Origin of the sequence: Cylindrospermum stagnale PCC 7417 (assembly GCF_000317535.1) — a bacterium.
In the GTDB taxonomy this organism is placed as follows: Bacteria; Cyanobacteriota; Cyanobacteriia; order Cyanobacteriales; family Nostocaceae; genus Cylindrospermum; species Cylindrospermum stagnale.
In genome coordinates this window covers 58,290-78,104 of the sequence record NC_020050.1, presented here as the reverse complement: position 1 = coordinate 78,104, position 19,815 = coordinate 58,290, and the positions used below count along the sequence as shown (strand labels likewise).

The window sequence follows — 19,815 nt, the reverse complement described above, 5'->3', positions numbered from 1 at the left end:
AAAGTCAAATTCATACCAACTAATTAGCAAATTAGCGGTTAATGGTCTTGTGTGAGCAGTTGCTTTACTTCGTCATCTGATAACTCGTCGAACTCGTCTAACATTTGCTCTAGTATGTTACTTTCTGCTTGCTCAATTTTTTGGACAACGGCTACTTCAGCTAGCTGGGCGATGGTAGAGTTTTCAAACAAGCTACGCAAAGGCAATTCAAGGGAAAATGCTTCGCTCAACCGAGTAATAACTTGAGTAGCGAGTAAAGAATGCCCCCCAAGTTCAAAGAAGTTATCGTGAATCCCCACTTGCTCTACTCCCAGCACATCAGCCCAGATGCCTGCTAACATTTCTTCAGTGGGATTGCGTGGGGCCACAAACCCAACTTCTAATTCCCGACGAGATTCAGGTACTGGTAATGCACGACGGTCTACTTTGCCGTTAGGAGTCAGTGGTAAGGCTGTCAAGAACACAAATGCAGTTGGCATCATGTACTCTGGCAGTTTTTGCTTGAGGAAGTGACGCAGGTCACTCACTGTTAGCGTCTGTTCTTGGTGCAAAACTAGGTAGGCAACTAAGCGTTTATCCTGTGGTACATCTTCCCGCACCATAACTACAGTTGAGCGCACTTCTGGGTGTTGATCGAGCACTGCCTCTATCTCACCTAGTTCAATGCGGAAGCCACGAATTTTCACCTGCGAGTCCATGCGCCCCAAGAACTCGATATTCCCCGAAGCAAGATAACGTCCTAGATCCCCCGTTGTATACAACCTTGTTCCTGGTTGGCAATCAAACGGATTGGGTAGGAATTTTTCTGCTGTCAACTCTGGCCGATTGAGGTAGCCACAAGCCAAGCCGTCGCCGCCAATGTACAACTCGCCTGCAACCCCAACAGGCACTGGTTGTAAATTCCGATCTAAAATATAAACTTGGGTGTTAGCGATCGCGCGACCGATGGGAACTGTGTTACCTAACTTGGCTGCTTGTGTCACCGAGTAGCAACAGGTGAAAGTTGTATTCTCCGTCGGACCATAACAGTTGATCAACTGACAATTTTCTAGCTGACACGAAACTTTTTGAACGTGAGCCACCGATAAAGCATCACCTCCAGCTAAAAGCTGACGTACAAGCTTTAAATCCTGGATTTGCTGATCTACCATCTGCTGAAATAGACCAGCTGTCAGCCACAAGGTAGTGACTTGGTATTGCCTAATGCTTCGTCCCAACTCCATCAAAGATGGTATATTTGGCGGCATCACTACTAACCGTGCACCATTGAGTAAGCAACCCCAAATCTCAAAAGTTGCTGCGTCGAATGAGAAAGGAGCCAGTTGTAGAAAAATTTCCTCTTCGGTCAAATTGACATAGTTGGTTTGTTTGACTAAGCGTACAACCCCGCTATGTCTCACCGTCACTCCCTTAGGCTGACCTGTAGAACCTGAGGTATACATCACATAAGCTAAGTTACTTGGAACCACACCACTGATAAGATTCTCTTTACTACAATGAGTGATAGTTTTCCAATCTGAGTCTAGACAAATCACTTGTGCCCAGGAGGATGGTAGTGAGTCTAGCAAAGACTCTTGGGTCAACAGCACTGGTGATTGAACGTCCTCTAATATAAAGGATAGACGTTCAACAGTATAGGTCGGGTCTAGTGGCACATAAGTCCCACCCGCTTTGAGGATGCCTAATACTCCCACTACCATCTCAATCGAACGTTCTACACAAATCCCCACGAGCACTTCTGGTCCCACACCAAGGGTTTGCAGGTGATGTGCTAGTTGGTTGGCTGTTTGATTTAATTGCTCGTAGGTCAACTGCTGATTCTCAAACACCACTGCCACCGCTGAGGGTGTTCTCTCTACCTGCTGCTCGAATAACTGATGAATACATTTATCAGTGGGATATTCCGTTGCAGTATTATTCCACTCGGTTAACAACTGATTACGTTCGGCTGCATTCAAGAAGGGTAATTCATCCACAGTTGCTTGTGGATTTTCCACAATTGCTGACAGCAAGTTCTGGAAATGAGCTGCCATGCGTTCGATGGTGCTGCCATCAAATAAGTCAGTATTGTACTCCCATGACCCTACCAATCCCTGAGAGGTTTCGGTGATTGTCAGTGTTAAATCAAACCTAGCAATCGTGCTTTCTAGATTTAACTCACACCAGGTACAACCAGGTAATTCTAATTCGCTCATTGGTGCATTCTGCAATACAAACATCACCTGGAACAGGGGAGAATGACTTAAGGAGCGTTGTGGTTGCAATGCCTCAACTACCTGTTCAAAAGGTACATCTTGATGTTCATAAGCTTTGAGTGTAGTTTCCCTGACTTGTGCTAGTAAGTTCTGAAAACTGGGATTATCTTCAAAACTGGTTCTCAACACCAAGGTATTCACAAAAAAGCCAATCAGTGACTCTATTTCACTGCGGTTACGATTAGCAATTGGTGAACCAATTAAAATATCTGATTCACCACTGTAACGATATAGTAAAGTGGCAAACGCTGCCAGCAGGGTCATAAATAAGGTTGTACCCGATTCCCGAGACAGGCTTTGTAACTTCTGTGTCAGTTCAGTATTTAAACTAAAATTTTGGGTAGTACCCTGGTAAGTTTGCACACTTGGACGAGGACGGTCAGTAGGTAATTGTAATTGGGATGGAGCATCATGCAATTGAGAAAGCCAGTAACTTAGTTGAGTTTTTAGGACTTCTCCACTCAACCATTGTCTCTGCCAAACTGCAAAGTCGGCATACTGGATAGGTAATTCTGTTAAGGGGGATGATTCTCCTGCATAAAAAGCTTGATATAAACTAGATAGTTCTTGAATGAATACCCCCATTGACCAACCATCAGAGACAATGTGGTGCATATTCAGTAATAATACATATTTTTCAGTATGTAACTGTACTAAAGTACACTTAATTAGTGGTACTATCTCTAAGTCAAAGGGGGTAGTTGCATCCAGTTGTGCTTGTTGCTGTAGGACAGTTTCCCGTTCTGTAACTTCTAATTGCTGTAAGTCCACCACCTTGATGTTCATGGTGGCTTGTGGGTGAATTACCTGTATTAATTTGCCATTCACAGTTAGGAAGCTGGTGCGTAGTATCTCGTGGCGGCGTACTATTTCTGATAATGCTTGTTGCAAGGCATTAATATCCAAGTTTCCACTTATACGGACTGCCCCTGAGATGTTGTAAATAGCAGAAGCTTCTTCTAGTTGATTGAGAAACCACAGCCGATCTTGGGCAAAAGATAGGGGTAATTCTTCGCTCTGTGTTCTTGGTTGAATAGGGGGAAGACTTAATCCCCGATCGCTAGTGCGTAACTGAGTTAATGTTTGCTCTAGTTGAGCTACGGTAGGAGAAGAAAAAACTGCCCTTAGTTCTATTTTTACATCAAAGGCTACTCTGAGTCGGGAAATTAATTGGGTTGCTAGTAAGGAATGTCCCCCTAAGGTAAAGAAGTTGTCGTTGATGCCTACTGTTTGGATATTTAGAACAGAAGCGAAGATGTTGGCTATTATTTCTTCAGATGGTGTACGTGGTGCTACGTATTTATCTTCTCGGTTAATTTCTTTATCAGGTGCTGGTAGTGCTTTACGGTCTACTTTGCCGTTGGGTGTTAAAGGTAGGGTGTCTAAAATGACAAAGGCAGAAGGCACCATATATTCTGGTAGCTTTGAAAAGAGGAATTCACTTAGTTGCTTGGTGGTGAGTAATTCATCTTCACTGACTATATATGCTACTAAACGTTTGTTATCCGAGATATCTGTTGTGGCAATGACTACCGTTTGTTGAATTTGGGGATGGGTATTGAGGACGGATTCGATTTCCCCAAGTTCGATACGGAAGCCGCGAATCTTTACCTGATGGTCAATGCGACCAAGAAATTCAATGTTAGCGTCATTATCGTAACGAGCCAAATCCCCTGTTTTGTAAAGGCGTTCGGATTTGCGATCGCAGAAAGGATTTGGGATGAATTTTTCGCTAGTTAGTTCTGGGCGGTTGAGGTAGCCTCTGGCTAAACCATCGCCTCCAATGTACAATTCTCCGGGTACGCCTATGGGTACTGCTTGGAGGTGTTTGTCTAGGATATAAACTTGGGTGTTGGCAATGGGGCGACCGATGGGGACTAGCTGACGATTTTCTTGGATCTGACATTGCCAAAAAGTTACATCAATCGCTGCTTCTGTTGGTCCATAAAGATTGTGAAGTTCACATTCAAAGTGCTCAAAGAAGCGTTCAGTAAGTTCAAACGGTAGTGCTTCTCCACTACAAATGACTCGCTTCAAGCAACTGCAATTTCCACAGTTGGGTTCTTGCAGAAAAACTTGAAGCATGGATGGTACAAAATGTATCGTCGTAATTTGCTGAGTAGAAATTAGGTTGACTAAATAAGTACTATCTTTATGTCCTTCTGGTTTAGCGATTACAATCCTTGCTCCAGTTAGTAAGGGCCAGAAAAACTCCCACACTGAAACATCAAAGCTGAAAGGAGTTTTTTGCAAAACGCGATCGCTACTCGTTAATTGATAAGCGTCTTGCATCCATAGTAAACGATTGCGAATTCCCTGGTGGGTATTCATTGCTCCCTTCGGTAGTCCAGTAGAACCAGAAGTGTAGATGACATAAGCCAAATTATCCGCACCTACCCTAACATCAAGATTCTCCTGACTGTGTTGCTCAATTGCAGAACAATCACTATCCAAACAAACCACCCGTGCAGTATGTGATGGCAAAGATGACAACAACTCAGAGTGAGTAAGCAACACCTCCACACCCGAATCCGCCAACATATAACTCAACCGTTCTTGAGGATAGCTAGGGTCAAGGGGTACATAAGCACCACCGGCCTTAAGTATCCCCAACAGTCCAACCACCATCTCAATCGAACGTTCTACACAAATCCCCACGAGCACTTCTGATCCCACACCAAGGGTTTGCAGGTGATGTGCTAGTTGGTTGGCTGTTTGATTTAATTGCTCGTAGGTCAACTGCTGATTCTCAAACACCACTGCCACCGCTGAGGGTGTTCTCTCTACCTGCTGCTCGAATAACTGATGAATACATTTATCAGTGGGATATTCCGTTGCAGTATTATTCCACTCGGTTAACAACTGATTACGTTCGGCTGCATTCAAGAAGGGTAATTCATCCACAGTTGCTTGTGGATTTTCCACAATTGCAAACAGAATCTCCTGCCACTGTGACCCCATCAGGACGAGCATAATCCTACACACACCATTCAGGATATTACATCAAGATGCCAGATACTCCATACTATTTATCCATGAAAGACATTATTGGATGTAAACTTGCATTACTGGGAGATGGAAGGAACCATTAATACCCAAAACCAGGTAATTCTAATTCGCTCATTGGTGCATTCTTGCAATACAAACATCCCCTGGAACAGGGGAGAATGACTTAAGGAGCGTTGTGGATGCAATGCCTCAACCTACCTGTTCAAAAGGTACATCTTGATGTTCATAAGCTTTGAGTGTAGTTCCCTGACTTGTGCTAGTAAGTTCTGAAAACTGGGATTATCTTCAAAACTGGTTCTCAACACCAAGGTATTCACAAAAAGCCAATCAGTGACTCTATTTCACTGCGGTTACGATTAGCAATTGGTGAACCAATTAAAATATCTGATTCACCACTGTAACGATATAGTAAAGTGGCAAACGCTGCCAGCAGGGTCATAAATAAGGTTGTACCCGATTCCCGAGACAGGCTTTGCAACTTCTGTGTTAGTTCAGTATTTAAACTAAAATTTTGGGTAGTACCCTGGTAAGTTTGCACACTTGGACGAGGACGGTCAGTAGGTAATTGTAATTGGGATGGAGCATCATGCAATTGAGAAAGCCAGTAACTTAGTTGAGTTTTTAGGACTTCTCCACTCAACCATTGTCTCTGCCAAACTGCAAAGTCGGCATACTGGATAAGTAATTTTGGTAAAGAGGATGGAACTCCAGCACAACTCGCTTTATATAAACTAGATAGTTCTTGAATGAATACCCCTATTGACCAAGCATCATAAACAATGTGGTGTATACAAAGTAGGAATACATAAAACTCTCTCTCTAGTTGCACCAAAGTAAATCGCAACAACGGACCATTGGCTAGGTCAAAGGGTCGTTGAACTTGTTTAGATAACTGTTGTATGAGAGCAGACTGCTCAACTTTTGGCAATGCTTGCAAGTTTACAATTGGTAAGGTTATTGCCAAACTAGGAGCGATCGCCTGAATAGGATAGCCATCCTGATTGGGAAAAGTGGTGCGTAGAACTTCATGGCGCTGTATAATTTCTTGCAAGCTCTGCTCTAAATGACTAATCTGAAGCAAACCCTTAATGCTTACGGCAAAAAACTCGTTATAGGTAGTACTTCCTCCCTCAATTTGGTGTAGAAACCACAATCTTTGCTGATTCAACGACAAAGGGATAGTTCCGTTCCTTGAAATGGGTTGAATAAGTTCAAGAGTGAAAGTTGAGACGAGACTGGTCTTTTGCAGAAACGCGATAATTTCATCTTTACGTTCAGCTAACTCAGCACGTATGTCTGGTATTAGTGCTCCTTTAGGGGCATTACAGTGCAGGTGAACATCTTGTGCAGGAGAGCCGTTAACTTCATCAATCCAAAGTCTAATATCTAAGTCATCTAAATACGACAGAAATTCTTCTATGGGTTTCATAATTTTAGTTTCTAAAAATTACTTGTTCAAAAACTATTTAAATAATAGCGAGATGCTATGCCCACTACAATCCCTTTTTTCCCCAGAATCCGCAGTGCTCTGAAAAATATCTTGCCAGGATAATGATGTCTACGTTGTTAAAATATAACAAAAACTTTTTGTACTTTTCATAGCTTTATCTCCTCTCGCTCACCCACAATATCACTATTTGTTATCTGTTGTTTTTGGGTTGTTAAAAGTTTTTTCTCTACTATAGCAGATATGCCAGCTACTGTAGGTTCTTCAAACAGGTTATTTAAGGAAAGTTCTATTTGAACGGCTTCACGAATCCGAGAAATAACTTGAGTAGCTAGTAATGAATGTCCTCCTAGTTCGAAAAAGTTATCGTAGATACCCACTTTTTCAATACCAAGTTGTTGTTGCCAGATTTCGCTAATAGTTTGCTCAAGTTCATTGTGGGGAGCAACATAAACATTACTAAGTTCAGGTCGTGGGTGTGCGGTTTTGGATATAGTAACTTTTTCTAAGCTTTCAAAAGAGATTTTTGAAAAGGAATCATTTAGCTTAATTCTAGTCGTTAAATCTTCAGTTGATACTGTAACCTGGGGGAATGAACTATTCAAAATACGCATAAAAACATCGGCTCCCTCTGAAGGAAGTAGTGCATTCTGGAGGTATTTTTCTTCAATAATATTGAAATTTCTTTTGACAGCGTTTTTAACTGCCTCTACTGACATTCCAACCTCTTGCCAATCATCCCAGTTAATACTAACTGTGAAAGTTCCATTTTTACAAGTGTTGTAATAAGAAAAAACATCAAGAAATTCGTTGGCAGCAACATAGCTAACCTCACCAAATTTTGTTTTATATAATACAACACCCACAGATGAACAAAGAATCAAAAAATCTATTTCAACATGTTCTAATAGCTTACTGAGTACCAATGTACCCCTCACTTTGGGTGCTAGAACACTTTCTGTCATTTCTTTTACTCTTCTTTGAATAACACCTGCATAATCAACAACCGCAGCAGTATGTATAACACCATTTATTGAACCAAACCGCTGTTGAGCCTTGGCGATCACTGCTTGCATTTGTTCTTCATTAGCTACATCGGCGCTGACAACTAAAATCTCTGCCCCTAATTGTTCGAGTTCTTGAATTTTCCGAATCTTGCGGCTGATATCATTATCTTCACCTTGAGTAGCAAGCCATTCAGCCCATTTCTCTGGTGCCGGAAAAGCTGAACGACCTAACAGAATTAATTTGGCTTGTAAACTCTTCGCCAGATGTTCCCCCAGTGTAAATCCAACACCTCCAAGACCACCTGTAATTAAGTAGACTCCTTGTTCCCTTAACCTGAGCTTTGTTTCACTTGGCTTATTCAATCGAACTGGTTCAAAAGTTTGTACCCAACGGTGAAGACCACGGTAGGCAATAAACAGGTCGGAGGATTTTGCTTGTAGTTCATTGAGTAGCTGGTCTATGAGCTTGCATTCATTTCTAGTTCCTGATTTGGGAAGGACAATATCAATGCTACGACAGCTAATTGAGGAGTATTCTTGCGGAATGATCTTAATTGCTCCCAAAATGGTCGCTTTCTCCGGACACAGTTCCTCTTCTGTAGTTACTGGCTGTACATTATTTGAAATAGCAGTCAGTTGAATCTCATGTATAACATTGTGTTTCCCAAGTGCCTGCGCTAAAAAGATAAGACTGTGCAGCCCTAAATCTTGAGCTTTGTCAACTCCTTCAAGTATTGATATTGTTTGGCTGTTCTTTGTGACACTCCACAAATGAACAATTGTGTTTGGGAATTCTCTTTGCGCTGAAATTTGTCTGACTAAAGTATTGTAGTCATCAGCTTGTTGAGGGTTCAGAGTATATGTGCGATCGCTCTGCTGAGTAAACTCTGCTGCAACTTTAACACTAATAACATCACAATCATCGCGTTCTAATCGTTCTACAATTTGAGAACCCAAACCGCAATCATCAATAAACACTAACCAGGATGATTTCCTTTCCACTAACTCTTCATCTGCAAGAGACACTGGTGGTATAGATGCTTTCCAATAAGGTAAGTAAAACCAGTCAGCGACATCTGGTTTTTTGCCCAGTGATACCTGAGATTCACGGTTATGATCTAACTGTTTTTGAGGTTCAATCCAATAACGCTGACGTTCAAAAGGATATGTAGGTAAGGGAACGCGAAGACGTTTTTGGTGGCTATAAAATCCAGACCAATTTACCTTTACGCCAAAAAGCCATAGCTTGCCTAATATAGTGAGTAAAAACCCTACATCAGATTGACGGTCTTGCGGATGACGTAACGAATTTAGCACAACTTGCTTCGCTGTCTTATCTGAATGCTGTGTGGCTAATGTACTTAACGTTCTTCCAGGACCAACCTCTAGCAGGATTTGCTCAGGTTCTTTCAACAACTGTTGCAGTCCTTCTGAAAAGCGCACACAAGAGCGCAAATGCTTTGCCCAATAATTTGGATCTGTTGCCTGGGAAGCTGCAATCCAGGTGCCAGTGACATTGGACAAGTAGGGAATTTGTGGGGGATTGAGAGTTACTTTTTTGACTGCAAAAGTGAAAGGTTCCAAAATAGTATCCATCATCTCAGAATGGAAAGCATGGGAGGTATGCAGACGTCGGTAGTTTACGCTTTTTTCTGCAAGCTGGTTCTGCAATGTCTCCACATCATCCGTGCAGCCTGAAACCACACAAAGGCATTGTCCGTTAATGGCAGCAATTTGTAGAGACGTTGTATGCAATATCTCTACATTTAGAAGCGCTTGCACCTCTTTTTCTGGAAGATGGATAGCAAGCATTCCCCCTGTTGGCAGTTGTTGCATCAGCTGCCCTCGTGAAGCTACTAAGGCTAAGGCATCTTTTAAAGATAGAACACCAGCTAGAGTTGCTGCTACATATTCACCGATACTGTGACCAATCATTGCTTTTGGATGCACGCCCCAAGACATCCAGAGTTGAGCTAGAGAGTACGCGATCGCAAACAAAGCTGGCTGTGCAATAGCTGTCTGTTTAAGTTGTTGTGCTGCTTCTTGTGCTAATTCCTCTTGAGGATACAATACAGATTGCAGGTCAAATCCTAAATGAGGCTTGAGGATTTCTAAACACAGATCGATGTGCTTGCGAAATGTCGGTTCAGTCTGGTAGAGTTCGCGCCCCATATTCACATACTGAGAACCCTGCCCTGAAAACATAAATACCACAGACCGCTCTTTGAGTTCCTGAAAGCTTGTAAAAACTCGTTGCGGATCGACTAACTCCAATGCGTTTCCAGCTTCATTAAGCTTTTGGCAAACTACAATCCGTCGGTGCTCGAAAGCTCTACGGCCAACAGCAAGCGTATAAGCTACATCAGCAAAGTTAAGATCGGGATGCTGTTTTAAGTACGCAGCTAAGTTTGCAGTCATTTCATCCAGTGCAGAACTGGTTTTAGCAGACAGCGATAGTACTTGCCAAGGTCTAGAATGTTGAAACGCCACATCTTGCGTCTGGTCAACAGGTGCTTCTTCTAAGACAATATGGGCATTAGTACCCCCGATGCCAAAAGAACTGACCCCAGCACGGCAGGGTGTCCCGTCTGTTGTCCATTTGGACAGCGTTGTATTGACGTAAAATCGACTATTGGCAAAATCAATATTGGGTGATGGTTTTTCAAAGTTCAGGCTAGGAAGCAGCAACTTATGCTTCAGCGCTAAGGTAGTTTTGATTAGACCCGCCACTCCAGCGGCTGCATCAAGATGTCCGATATTGGTTTTTACTGAACCGATAGCACAGAAGCCCTTTTTCTGAGTACTAGTTTGAAAAGCTTGGGTCAGTGCTGCAATTTCAATCGGATCTCCAAGAGTTGTTCCAGTTCCGTGCGTTTCTATATACGAAATGTCCTCAGCCTCAATCCCTGCTACTGCTAGAGCCTCTGAAATTACTGCCGCCTGACCGGACTCGCTTGGAGCCGTGTAGCCAACTTTTAACGAACCGTCGTTATTAATAGCAGAGCCTTTGATAACTGCATAAATGTAGTCACCATTTGCCAAAGCATCCTCTAACCTCTTCAGCACCACAATGCCTACACCATTGCCATCGACAGTTCCCTGAGCACGAGCATCAAAAGCTCGGCAGTGTCCGTCAGGAGAGGCAATACCGCCGTTTTGGTAAACATAACCTTCTTTTTGTGGAGTGTAGATGGAAACACCACCTGCCAGTGCCATATCGCATTGATAATTTAGCAAGCTTTGGCACGCCAAATGAACAGTAACCAACGAAGTAGAACAGGCAGTGTTAACGTTAATACTGGGTCCTGTCAGGTTCAATTTATAAGAAACCCGTGTAGGCACATAATCTTTATCATTGCCAATTGAAACTTGTAAATTGCCTGCTGATTCGATGAGGTCGTGGTTTGAAATTAAGTTTCTTGCCAGGTAAATATTCAAACCAGCACCAGCGTAAACACCAATTCGACCGTCGTATACTTCAGAGTCATAACCAGCATTTTCAAGAGCTTCCCAAGCACACTCTAGGAAAAGGCGGTGCTGGGGATCCATCAATTCAGCTTCCTTGGCTGTAAAGCCAAAGAATAGAGCGTCAAACATTTCGATGTCTTCCAACACTCCTTTGGCTTTGACATAGTTAGGAGAATTTAGTAAAGCCGGGTCTACACCTGAAGCGATGAGTTCTTCATCCGTGAAGAATGTAATTGACTCTACACCGTTGACTAAATTTTGCCAAAATTTATCAACGTTGTTAGCTCCTGGAAAACGACCAGTCATGCCAATTATGGCTATAGGTTCTAAAGAGTCCTGAGTTTCCAAATTATACATTTGCTTTCCTCTTCTGCTTTATGAGTTGCTTTTGTCTTTTGATAGCCTCTTTTTGCTTTTTGGCTAACTCATTAATTGGGGCAAGCGCAGTTTGTTCTACATTATTTTCTTGGCTTAAATATTTAGCCAAAGAACTTATAGTTGGATACTTAAACAAGTCAGTGACTAAGATATGACTGCTGAATATTTCTCGCACTTTATTTCCAACTTGAATGAGAAGGAGTGATTGACCACCAATATCAAAAAAGTTGTCATAGATGCCTACTTGTTGTCGACCCAAAATTTCCATCCAAATCTTTGCTAATATCTGCTCTGTAGGAGTACTAGGTGCAACAAAGTCTTCTTCCAAATTACTTGTAGATAAATCTGGTGTAGGTAAAACCTTACGGTCTAATTTACCATTAGGTGTTAGAGGTAAAACCGACTGCATGACAAAAACTGACGGCACCATGTAGTCGGGCAGTTTTCCCTTGAGGAAGCCGCGCAGTTCACTAGTGATAGGGACTTGCTCCGGGTTGGAGACGACATATGCCACTAGACGTTTGTCACCGGGAGTGTCTTCGCGGGCAATAACCACCGCCTCCTGCACTTGAGGATGTTTGGTCAACACTGCTTCAATTTCTCCCAACTCTATACGGAAGCCGCGAATCTTCACTTGGTTATCAATTCGACCAAGATACTCGATGTTACCATCATCTAAATAGCGAGCTAAATCTCCAGTTTTGTAAAGTCGTGCCCCTTCTTTCTGGCTAAAGGGGTTGGCGATGAATTTTTCTTGGGTGAGTTCTGGACGGTTGAGGTAGCCTCTCGCTAAACCATCACCACCAATGTAGAGTTCTCCGGGTACGCCTATGGATACTGGTTGGAGGTGTGAGTCTAAAATGTATATTTGGGTGTTACTTATAGGACGACCAATGGCATAAGGGGCATTTTCGTTTCTTGCTACTGTTTTGTTTGCTCCTACTTGGTAAATTGCAGACCAGATAGTGGCTTCTGTTGGACCATACAAATTCCATAATTCGCTACCAGTTTCTAGAATTTGATGGGCTAGTTGAGCAGATAATGCTTCACCACCGCAAAATACTTTCAAGGGATAATTAGAAGACCAACCACCAGCTAATAGCATTTGCCAAGTAGCTGGTGTGGCTTGCATAGCGGTTGTCTTCGACTCGAATAATTTAGACAACAGTAAATCCGCATCAGTAGCTATTTCACGGGGAACCACAATAACTTTTGCTCCTACCATTAATGGCAGATAAAGTTCAAGGGCTGCAATATCAAAGGAAATGGTGGTAACTGCATTGAAAGTATCTTCCTGAGTTAATCCCGGAAAATGACTCATAGAATTTAAGAAGTTGACCACACTGTGGTGGCATATTTGAACTCCCTTCGGTAGTCCTGTAGAACCAGAAGTGTAGATGACATAAGCCAAATTATCCGCACCTACACCAACATCAAGATTTTTCTTCTGGTGTTGCTCAATTGCGGAACGATCACTATCTAAACAAACCACCCGTGCAGTATGTGATGGCAAAGATGACAACAACTTAGAGTGAGTAAGCAACACCTCCACACCCGAATCCGCTAACATATAACTCAACCGTTCAAGGGGATAGCTGGGATCAAGGGGTACATAAGCACCACCCGCCTTGAGAATGCCTAATAATCCCACCACCATCTCAATCGAACGTTCTACACAAATCCCCACGAGCACTTCTGGTCCTACCTTCAGCGCTTGTAGGTGGTGCGCTAGCTGATTGGCCCGCGCGTTCAACTCCCGGTAGTTCAATTGCTGGTCTTCAAAAATCACGGCTACTGCCTCTGGAGTTCGTTCCGTTTGGACTTCAAACAACTGATGAATACACTTATCCTGGGGATAATCTGTTTGAGTGTTGTTCCACTCCACAAGTAACTGATGTTGCTCAGATTCACTCAGCAGAGGCAATTCAAAAAGGCGTTGTTCGGGATGAGAGATAATCCCTTCTATCAAGGTCTGGAAATGCCCTAGTATCCGGCTAATTGTCACAGCGTCAAATAAGTCTGTGTTGTACTCACAATTCAATATCAGCTCATCGCCAATCTCAATAACATTAAAGCTGATATCGAATCCAGTAAAACTGATAGGTGGAGCGAAAATCTCTGTTTCCATTCCAAACATTTTTGGCACAGCTACAGGTCGCTCCAAGTTAAATATGGTTGCAATTAAAGGGGAGTGGCTTGCTTCCCGACCTAATTTTAGCTGTTTAAGCAACCAAGCGAAAGGATAATCTTGATGTTCGTAAGCTTCTAACAAGACTCCTTTCATTTTGCCAAGATATTCGGTAAATGTCACATTTTCAGCAACACAACTTCTGATGGGCAGTAGGTGAGAACAGTACCCAACAAGCTTTTCACTACCCGCGGAAGAGCGCCCAGAAGAAGCGGTACTTACTACAATATCCTCTTGGTTTGTCAATCGGTGAAGAAAAGCTGTATATACAGAAAGGAGAGTCATAAACGGGGTGCAACCCTTTTTGGTGCTGAACTGTTTCACTTCACGATAAAGACTTGCATTCAGCCGCAGCGTTTGCCTACTACCTCTATAGGTTTTTATTGGAGGACGAGGACGATCTGTTGGCAGGTTTAAAACAGGAGTCGAACTAGTAAATTTTTCCAACCAGTAGGATTCATGGGCTGCCATTCCCTCAGTTTGACTTTGCTGCTCCTGCCAATTAATGTATTCTCTAAATTGCATCGGTGGCTTGAGTTGATCAACTTCACCTTGACACTGTTGTGAATACAATGCACCTAATTCTTGCAGAATAACGTTTATTGACCAGCCATCGACGACAATGTGATGAGCTGTCATAACTAGTAGATGTAGCTGTTCTTCTAATTTAAGAACATAACAACGGAACAGAGGTGCTTGAGTTAGGTCAAAAGGTTTTAGGCTTTCTTGTTTAAACCAATCAGCGACTTTAGACTCACGCTCACAACTATCAACATTTGAGAAGTTAATGCAAGGAATATCAACTTTCAAGAATGGCAATATCTGCTGAAAATCCCCTTGGCTATCGATAGTCGTTCGCAAACCCTCGTGACGCTCTACAACTTTCTGTACTGCTTGATGTAGTACTGTTAAATTCAACGAACCACGTAATTGCAGATTTATAGAGACGTTATGAGCACTCGATGCTTCTTCTGAAATTTGCGCTAAAACCCAGAGTTGTTTTTGTGCTTCTGTTAAGGAGACTGTAATTGCAGCATCAGATACTACTTCATCAGAATCAGGGACTGTTGTTAATGATGTGAATGTTTGAGGAACATTTACAGGTTCTACGATACCCCCAGCAGCCATTGTAGTCGTTTGTGGAAAAATAGCAGCTTCAGGAGTAGAACTCTTAGTTAAGAATGAATTCGGCGAATTGCTTGCAGATCCATTCAAGTTGGGTGAGCGTTTAGGTAAAAAACCTCCTGCTTGCATCTCGACTATGCTCTCTTTCACAGCCTGAATCACATACTGAATATCAGCATCTGTATGCGCTGTGGACAGAAAACAGGTGCGCCCTTCCCAAACGTAGATACCTTTCTCAATTAAGTGGTAGAAAAACAAATCTAAGTTCTTCTTAAAGCTAAAGCGGAACAGCGAGCCAAAATAAACCACTTGAATAGGCACACGCTCTTGTTCAAAGAAGGCATTGAGTGTCTTTGTTAACTGTGCTGTGCGTTGATTTAATTGCTCTTGAAGACTTGCTCCCTGGTTTTTAAGATGCTTAAGTACCGCTCTTGCGGTCGCCAAAGCCAGAGAATATTTGTTAAAAGTACCTGCAAAAAATGTCCTTTCTGCATCAGGATACGAATCATCACCATAGTTCCATTGCCCACCATCAATGCCATTCATCAAAGTAGCCTTACCAGCTACTGCTGCAAACGGCAGACCTCCACCAGAAATTTTACCGTAAGTTGCCAAGTCTGCTTTCACACCAAAGTGTGCCTGTGCGCCGCCTGGATGAATGCGAAAGCCAGTGATGATTTCATCGAAAATCAAGGCTGTACCTGCTTTTGCGGTGACTTGCCTCAAGTGCTGCAAGAACTCTTTGGGTTGTAAATCGGGTCGCCGACTCTGTACGGGTTCAACTAAAACCGCAGCTAATTCATGAGCATGAGCTTCAATATACTCTAATGCACTAGGATCGCCATAATCGAGTACCACAACATCTTCAACTATGTGTGGCGATATACCAGGAGCCATCGGGACAGAAACCTGCTTGTCATCTGATGCTTGTGCTCTAGCTAAAACCCCATCAAAATGCCCATGATAAGAACCTGAAAATAGGACAATCTTCGTGCGTCCTGTTGCCGTTCGTGCTAAACGCAGTGATGTCATTACGGCTTCTGTACCTGACTGACAAAAGGTGACGCGTTCTAGACCAGTCAGTTCGCACAACAACTTTGCCACTTCGCCCGCTAGACTGGATTGGGGACCTAATTGTGTACCAAGTTTTATCTGCTCCTGTAAAGCTTCTATGACAAAGGGCGGATTGTGACCAAACAGATGCACACCAAACCCCATTGTGATGTCTACATACTCGTTACCATCCACGTCCCAAAACTTAGAGCCTTGAGAGCGATCGCAAACAATAGGGTAAACCATTTCCTTGATGGAAGGACGAAATCCAGCCGAAGCTCTGCTGTCAGCTAGAACATGGTGATAAGATTGCTTTGCTCGTTTTGACCCTTGTGTGCGCTTGGTATAACGTGCAACCAATGCTTTTAGATGTTGCTGTTGTTTAGAATTTAGCCCTTCCGCTCCTTTCGCTGTGATTCTTTCCAAATTTAAAGGTTCTTGAGTTCCTGTTCCTTTAACCGCATTGTTTGCTGGACTTGCTGGCTTTGGGGTTGTGATGAATCTTACTTGTGACTCATTTGTTGATGATACAACACGATTGTTTTGTAATAACTGCAATTGTTGAGATATGACTTGAGACGTAAGTTGTAGTTGTTGAGCCATAATTCGCTCAAGTCCTGTTTCAACTACTGATGTTTTATTTACTAACCTGCTCTCAAGCACAGATGTAGACTTCTCAGCTACAGTCGGAGGAGCTGGTTGTGAGAGTTGAGGTAATGTGCCAATTGCAATTTCAGGTTCTAGGGCATTTTCCTGAATAGTTTGGTTGGGCTGATTTTGAGCGATAATTTCAGGCTCTGTTGATTTTTCCTTGATCGCAACTTTGGGCTGATTTTTATCTATATAACTTGCAAGACTGTCAATATTTTTTAACTCTTCAAACATCTGGCGAATAGTCACCTTGATTCCAAAGGTATTTTCAATAGTTCTAACAGCTTCAATCAGAACTATTGAATCTGCACCCATTTCTAAAAAAGGCATATAGACATTAATTTCTGACGAGTCTGTTTGGAGTAAACCAGCTACAAGAGTACATAATTTTGATATTATTTTATCTTTATATATGCTTTTTTGCACAGTATTAAGCTGTGGTTTCACTAGTTGTGTATCTGAGTTTTTCAAATCCATAAAATTGATGTTTCTCTCTTCGTCCGACTCAAACCAATAACGTTTACGCTGAAAAGGATAAGTGGGCAAAGAAATTTTATGTTGTTGGTAGTCGCGGTCATATCCCACCCAATTGACTTCTACTCCTTGAGTGTCTAATATCCCCAAGCTGTTCAATAAAACCTGCCAATCATCTTGCCCATACTGTAATGAAGGTAGCCAAATACTTTTTACCTTCGGTAAGCATCGTTTACCCATACCTGATAAAGTAGGGCGAGGACCAATTTCGAGAAATACTTTATTACCTTGTTCTGCTAGGGCGTTCATTCCCGCCGCAAATTGCACTGGTTCTCTCAGGTGGCGACGCCAATAACTTGCATCTGGGATTTCTCCTGACTTAAAAATTTCACCTGTCAGGTTAGAAATTAAAGCAATTTGTGGGGCTTGAAAGTTTACTGTTGCTGCTTTAGACTCAAATTTATCAAGAATCGGCTCCATCAGTGGTGAGTGGAAAGCATGAGAAACTTGCAAAGGCTTTACGGTAATCCCTTGGGACTGAAACTGCTCAACAGCCGACTGCACGTATTCTTTTAAACCCGAAATAACGATGTTGTTTGGTCCGTTAACAGCAGAAATGGATATACTAATTTCCCTTGATACTCCTGACGGCTCTTTTTCATACTGAGTAAGAATGTTAACTACTTTCTCTTGTTCGGCAAAGACCACAGCCATTTCACCATTATGTGGCAAAGACTGCATTAACCGACCGCGTTCTGCAACGAGCATAAGTCCATCTTCCAGACTGAATACCCCAGCTACACATGCAGCAACATACTCACCTACACTGTGACCTATGACAGCATCTGGTACAATTCCCCAAGAACGCCACAATTCAGCAAGAGCATATTCTAGAGCAAACAGAGCTGGTTGGGTATAGGCAGTTTCATTTAACAAATGAGCTGTCTCAGTCGTACCGTACAGTATTTCAAGCAATGACTGGTCTAAATAGGGTTTCAGGAGTTGATCGCATTGCTGCAATATTTTCCTGAAAGTGGGTTGAGTTTCATAGAGCTTGCGTCCCATCGCATGATACTGAGAGCCTTGCCCTGTGAAGAGAAATACTATCTTAGGGCGATTCGCAATCTCTACAGTTCTATTAATAACTCCAGATGCTTGTTTGCCAGTAGTAAAAGCAGTTAGTTGCTCGATCAACTGTGTAGTAGATTCAGTGACAATTGCCAAGCGGTGGTTGAAGTGCGATCGCCCGACATTAGCAGTGAAGCAAATGTCTGCCAGTGATGCTTTAGGATGAAACCTGACAAAATCTACATAACTCTGTGCCAATTCCTGTAGCGCGTCCTCACTTTTTGTCGAAAGTGTCAACAGGTGCATTTTGCGTTCAAGATCGTTAGGGGAGAAAGTCACAGCAGGCGCTTCTTCAAGAATCACATGGCAATTGGTACCACCAAAGCCAAAGGAGCTTACCCCTGCTAAACGTTTTTCTGTACCAGCAATCCAAGGTTGGCGTTTAGTTGGAATCGAAAACGGAGTTCCTTCAAAAGAAATATATGGATTCAGTTGCTGCAAGTGCAAGTGCGGTGTAATCTCTTTATGTTGTAGTGAAAGTACCGCCTTGATCAGTCCAGCAATTCCCGCAGCAGCTTCTAAATGACCAATATTAGTTTTAACTGAACCAATATAACAAGGCTGCTCTAAAGAACGACCCTCCATTAGCACAGCTTTTAGAGCTCTAATCTCAATGGGATCTCCCAAAGGGGTACCAGTGCCGTGGGTTTCAACATAACTAATCTGCGCTGGTGTTACTCCAGCATTTTTTAAGGCTTGACGGATAACTCTTTGTTGAGAAAGACCATTAGGAGCTGTAAGTCCATTGGTAAGACCATCTTGGTTAACTGCTGAACCTTTGATAATTGCCAGAATATTGTCTTGATCTCTTTGAGCTTCCCAAAGACGTTTGAGGACAAGTACACCACAGCCTTCGCCTCTGACATAACCATCAGCATTAGCGTCAAAAGTTTTACAACGCCCATCTGCTGACATCATACCTGCCTGCGAGAAAACAATATTTAGACTTGGAGATAAAATCAGGTTCACACCTCCAACCAAGCAAAGCTCAGACTCTCCAATCTGCAAACTCTGACAAGCGTAATGTAGTGAAACCAATGAAGAAGAGCAAGCAGTATCTATTGTCACACTTGGTCCATGCAGATCCAGCAAGTACGACAGACGATTGGCAGCAATACTAAAAGCGTTTCCCGTGCCACTATAAGCATTTATACTTTCTAAATCCTTGACTTGCAAAACGCCATAGTCATAGCTGCTGATGCCCATGAAAACCCCCGTCTGGCTCTGAGCTAGTTTGTCTGGTGCTAGTCCAGCATTTTCTAAAGCTTCCCAGGCTACCTCTAAAATTAGCCTTTGCTGCGGATCCATTCGCTCTGCCTCACGGGGGGAAATCCTAAAGAATCTAGGAGCAAACAGATCTACCTGCTCTAGAAAACTGCCAAAGCGGGTATTCATTTTTCCCGGTGTAACCGGTTTTGGATCGTATAAGGTATCAATATCCCATCGCTCTGATGGCACCTCAGTAATGGCGTCCACACCGTTTCTTAGTAGATGCCAGAAGGCTTCTGGGTGGTTAGCACCCGGAAAACGACAGCCAATGCCTATAATCGCTATAGCTTCCATTTCAGACCTACGATAATTTACGTACCTGCAACTGCTTCAAAGGCTAAGTATATTTCTACGGACTGCAAA

General features: G+C 42.7%; 4 protein-coding genes. All 4 read right to left on the bottom strand.

Going from position 1 to position 19,815, the window contains the following annotated elements; all coding sequences use genetic code 11:
* Nucleotides 1-38 precede the first annotated feature (38 nt).
* Nucleotides 39-5,180: an amino acid adenylation domain-containing protein gene (locus CYLST_RS29975; protein WP_425389095.1), complete on the bottom strand. Its 5,142-nt coding sequence runs from the start codon at nucleotides 5,178-5,180 to the stop codon at nucleotides 39-41.
* Nucleotides 5,181-5,577: 397 nt separating this feature from the next.
* Nucleotides 5,578-6,693, bottom strand: a complete 1,116-nt coding sequence (locus tag CYLST_RS29970) for a condensation domain-containing protein (protein ID WP_041234093.1) — start codon at nucleotides 6,691-6,693, stop codon at nucleotides 5,578-5,580.
* Between the two features lie 167 nt (nucleotides 6,694-6,860).
* The gene (locus CYLST_RS29965; RefSeq protein ID WP_015328293.1) at nucleotides 6,861-11,543 is read right to left on the bottom strand and encodes a type I polyketide synthase; all 4,683 of its coding nucleotides are present in this window, start codon (nucleotides 11,541-11,543) and stop codon (nucleotides 6,861-6,863) included.
* Nucleotides 11,536-19,746 (bottom strand): hybrid non-ribosomal peptide synthetase/type I polyketide synthase, encoded by an 8,211-nt coding sequence (locus CYLST_RS36215; RefSeq protein ID WP_015328292.1) that lies wholly within the window; start codon nucleotides 19,744-19,746, stop codon nucleotides 11,536-11,538. Before CYLST_RS36215 ends, CYLST_RS29965 begins: the two co-directional genes overlap by 8 nt.
* Nucleotides 19,747-19,815: the final 69 nt, after the last annotated feature.

Coding starts and splice junctions, on each gene's coding strand:
- CYLST_RS29970 (WP_041234093.1), bottom strand. CDS start 6,693: ATGAAACCCATAGAAGAATTTCTGTCGTATTTAGATGACTTAGATATT.
- CYLST_RS36215 (WP_015328292.1), bottom strand. CDS start 19,746: ATGGAAGCTATAGCGATTATAGGCATTGGCTGTCGTTTTCCGGGTGCT.
- CYLST_RS29965 (WP_015328293.1), bottom strand. CDS start 11,543: ATGTATAATTTGGAAACTCAGGACTCTTTAGAACCTATAGCCATAATT.